Annotated in this window: 4 protein-coding genes; all 4 read right to left on the minus strand. The window is 72.0% G+C overall.

What is annotated here, in order from left to right:
- Nucleotides 1-284: 284 nt before the first annotated feature.
- The 4 genes from ROT00_RS18295 to ROT00_RS18310 all read right to left on the minus strand — a co-directional run bounded on the left by ROT00_RS18295 (nt 285) and on the right by ROT00_RS18310 (nt 3,518).
- Entirely contained in the window at nt 285-1,058 is a 774-nt protein-coding gene (locus ROT00_RS18295) for a hypothetical protein (RefSeq protein ID WP_404776466.1), read from the minus strand.
- A complete protein-coding gene (locus ROT00_RS18300) occupies nt 1,055-1,960 on the minus strand; it encodes an ABC transporter ATP-binding protein (protein WP_404776467.1) in 906 nt (301 codons plus the stop codon). Before ROT00_RS18300 ends, ROT00_RS18295 begins: the two co-directional genes overlap by 4 nt.
- A complete protein-coding gene (locus ROT00_RS18305; protein WP_404776468.1) occupies nt 1,957-2,316 on the minus strand; it encodes a GntR family transcriptional regulator in 360 nt (119 codons plus the stop codon). The genes ROT00_RS18300 and ROT00_RS18305 overlap by 4 nt, the downstream gene beginning before the upstream one ends.
- A gap of 146 nt (nt 2,317-2,462) precedes the next feature.
- Complete coding sequence (locus ROT00_RS18310) at nt 2,463-3,518, minus strand: DMT family transporter (RefSeq protein ID WP_404776469.1); 1,056 nt, start codon at nt 3,516-3,518, stop codon at nt 2,463-2,465.
- Nucleotides 3,519-3,901 lie beyond the last annotated feature (383 nt).

Below are 3,901 nucleotides of genomic sequence, written 5' to 3' on the forward strand. Positions count from 1 at the left end.
TTTTTTTTTTTGTTTTGTGTGTTTTTATTTGATTTTTTAATTATTTTTGTGGGCCGGGGCGGGGGGGGGGGGGGGGGGGGTGGGGGGGGGGATATTGGCGGGGGGGGCCGCGAAGGGGCGGAGTCCACCCCCCGCCCCCCCCCTGTTGGGAGCCCCCCCAACACCCGCCGGGGGCCGACTGTGCGGGCGGGGGGGGGCGAGTGGGGTGGGGGGCCGCCCCGCGCCCCCCCACCCCCACCGCCCCCCCCGCGGAGCGGACGCCGGCCCCATCCGGCGCCCGGCGATCAGCGCGGGGTGGCCCGGCGGATCACGAGGAAGCCGGCGATCGCCGCCACCGCGGCAGCGGCGAGTCCGAGCAGGGTCAGCCCGATCGGGGTCAGCCCTACGAGCCACGTCCACACGGCCGGCCACGACTCGGTGAAGGTCAGCGTGGCGATCAGGATCAACACGAGCGCGACGGTGCTGAACAGCAGCACCATCATGCCGCGCACCCGCCAGCGCATGTAGATCGTCGTCGCACTCGCGCCGATGAAGAGCACGAGGAGCTGCAGCACGAAGGTCGAGAAGAAGTCGAAGCCCCAGCCGAGCTGCCCGTACCAGAGGGCGTCGAACATGCCGGCGCCGATCCACCAGCCGTTCGTCAGCTGCTCGAGCTGCACGAGCGTCGCGATCGCGACGGCCATCTCGGCGGAGACGAGCACGAACATCACGCTCATGCCGAGCCAGAAGTCGCGCCTGGTCGAACCGAAGCCGAGGGCGAACGAGAAGGTGTACGCGACGGCCTGCACCCCGACGACGACGAGGTACCACTGCGGCGAGAGCACGGCCCAGCTGTAGCGGAAGCCCTCGCGGGCCTCGTCCATCGGTGCGCCGGCGCCGGTCATGATGAGCGCGAGGACCATGGTGACGGCCCAGGCGCCGCCGAGGATCATCCACGGCACGCCGAAGAAGATCGTGGGGTTCACGGCGAGCAGGCGCACGACGCGCCAGATCTCCCCGAAGCGGAGTCGGGATGCCCCGAGCTCGCGTTCGGCGGTGGCGGTGGCGACGGCGGTCATGCTGCGGCCTCCTTCTCGGTCGTACCGGCGAGGTCGGCGCCGGTGAGGTGGACGATGAGCTGCTGGAGCGACACCGGGGCGAGCTCGAGGCCGAGCTCGGCGGCCCGGATGCGCTCGTCGCGGTCGAGGCGGCCGTCGACGGTGACCGAGGCGAGTCCGCCGATCCCCTCGCGGCCGATGATCGGGCGGCCCTGCACGAACTCCTCGACGACGGAGCGGGCGCCGGCGATCGTCGTCGCCTGACCGCGCACCTCCTCGGCGTCGCGGTCGAGCAGGATGCGGCCCTGGTCGATCAGGATGACGTGCTCGAGGAGGTTCGCGACCTCGTCGATCAGGTGGGTCGAGAGCACGATCGTGCGCGGGTGCTCGGCGTAGTCCTCGAGCAGGCGGTCGTAGAAGATGTGCCGCGCGACCGCGTCGAGGCCGAGGTACGGCTCGTCGAAGAAGGTGAGCGGGGCGCGGCTCGCGAGGCCGACGATGACGCCGACGGCCGAGAGCTGACCGCGGGAGAGCTTCTTGATGCGCCGCTTCACCGGGAGGCGGAAGTCGGCGATCAGCCGCTCGGCGAACTCCGCGTCCCAGTTCTCGAAGAACCACGGGGCCGAGGTGAAGACGTGCTTCGGCGTGAAGTCCTCGGGGTAGCGCTGCGACTCGGCGATGAAGCAGAGCCGGCGCAGCACGTCGGCGTGCTCGGCAGGGGTGCGGCCGAACACCTCGAGCTCGCCCTCGTTCGGGAAGAGCTGCCCGGTGAGGAGCTGCATGAGCGTCGTCTTGCCGGCGCCGTTGCGGCCGAGGAGGCCGTAGATGCGGTTCTCCTCCAGCGAGAAGTCGACTCGGTCGACCGCCGCGAAGGAGCCGTAGCGCTTGGTGAGACCGCTGGCGCGGACCACGGTGCTGGTCATGATGCGATCCTTTCCGCGCGGATGAGTGCCGCGAGGTCGTCGATGGTGATGCCGAGCTTCTCGGCCTCGAGGATGAGCGGGCGGAGGTACTCCGCCGCGAAGTCGGCCCGCCGTCGCTCGACGAGCCGGTCACGGGCGCCCTCGGTCACGAACATGCCGATGCCCCTTCGTTTGACCACGATGCCGTCGTCGACAAGGCGGGTCACCCCTTTCAGTGCGGTGGCCGGATTGATCCGGTAGTACGCGGCGAACTCGTTCGTCGAGGGGATCTGCGCGCCTTCGGCGATGACCCCGTCGATGATGTCGTTCTCGATCTGCTCCGCGATCTGGAGGAAGATCGGGCGGGATTCGTCCATTCCGGCCTTCCTGCTTCTCGTGCCCGGAAACAAACCTGGTTGGTTCATTACTTGTGTAACTAACCAATCATGTGCGCGGGCTCGTGTCAAGCGCCGGATCGAGATCCGTGCGCGATCGCGCCATCCGCCCGCCGCCGGGCCCGGCGCTACGCCCCGGCGGCCCCCGCCGGAGCGCGACGCGGCAGGCGCACCCGACCCTGGGCGAGCAGGATGCCGAGCAGCACGAGCAGCGCGCCGATCGGCTCGTGCCAGCTGAAGCGCTCGCCGAGCAGGGCCACGCCGAGCGCGACGCCGACCACCGGCGTGACGTACGTCACCGTCGAGGTGCCGGTCGGCCCCCACGCGCGCAGCACATTGATGTTCCAGATGTACGCGAAGCCCGTGCCGAGGATGCCGAGCGCCAGCAGCGAGCCGCCGACCGTCCAGTCGATCCGCACCGGCCCGATCGCGAGCCACGGGGTGAGCGCCAGCATGACGAGCGCCGACACCCCGATGGAGAGGAACGCGAAGGTCGCCGGCGCGATCGGCCGCTGGCTCAGGAACTTGCGCTGGTACCCGAAGGTGAAGCCGTAGCAGGCGGTCGCGAGGAGGCAGGCGAGCTGGCCCGCGAGGCTGCCGGTGAGCGCGTGGTACTGCCAGGGCCCGATCACCACGACGACGCCGACGATGCCGATCGCGACGCCGACCCAGCGGCTCAGCCCGAGCCGCTCGACCCGGAACGCGAGCGTCGCCATCAGCGCGGTCATGATCGGCGTGGTCGCGTTGTAGATCGAGGCGAGGCTCGAGGAGACGTACTGCTCGGCCCAGGCGAAGCAGAGGTACGGGATGACGCAGGTCGTGAACGAGACGACGAGGAAGTGCAGCCAGACGATCGGCTCCCGCGGCAGCACCGGCCCGGGCCGCCCGTCGGCGCCCGGCACGCGCGGCCGGGTGACCGCGACGATCACGCCGAGCGTGAGGGCGCCGAGCAGCACCCGCGACCAGGCGATCTGACCGAAGCTGACCCCGGCGAGCGCGAGCTTCATGAACAGGAAGCTCGCGCCCCAGACGAGGCCCATCACGAGGAACTGGGCCCACGTCGACCACCGCTTCGGCCCGGTCGGCGGGCCGGCGGGGGCGGTCGGTCCGCCCGCGGGGGCCGCCGTGCGCGCGGCCTGCTCGGCCTGCGCGGCGGACGATTCGCGGGGTTCGGTGCTGCTCACCCGTCGAGGCTACGGCCACCCGGCGACGGCGGGAACGGCCCGGGGCATCCGTGTCCGGAATCCGCCGATCATCGGCAGCCCGCCGTCGCGCACGACGCACGCGGCCCCGCCCCGGCACCACCGCGCCGCCCGCGGGGCCGGGGGGGCGGGGGGGGGGGGGGGGGGGGGGGGGGGGGGGGCGGGGGGGGGGGGGGGGGGTGGTTGTGATGCGGGGCGGGGGTGTGTTTTCTGGTGCCCGGGGGGGGGCGCGGGCACACACCGGGCCCCACAAAGCCGGCGGGGGGGGGGGCTCGGGGCGCCGCGCCGGCGCTGGGGGGGGGTCGGGGGGTTGTGGGGGGGGGGGTGGTGCCGGGCGCGGCGGGGGGGGCTGGGGGGGCGGGGGG

It is taken from the genome of Agromyces mediolanus (genome assembly GCF_044917495.1).
GTDB classification, from domain to species: Bacteria; Actinomycetota; Actinomycetes; order Actinomycetales; family Microbacteriaceae; genus Agromyces; species Agromyces mediolanus_B.

What these genes read in the sequence shown, in the direction of transcription:
- ROT00_RS18295 (WP_404776466.1), bottom strand. Translation starts at nt 1,058, where the DNA reads ATGACCGCCGTCGCCACCGCCACCGCCGAACGCGAGCTCGGGGCATCC.
- ROT00_RS18300 (WP_404776467.1), bottom strand. Translation starts at nt 1,960, where the DNA reads ATGACCAGCACCGTGGTCCGCGCCAGCGGTCTCACCAAGCGCTACGGC.
- ROT00_RS18305 (WP_404776468.1), bottom strand. Translation starts at nt 2,316, where the DNA reads ATGGACGAATCCCGCCCGATCTTCCTCCAGATCGCGGAGCAGATCGAG.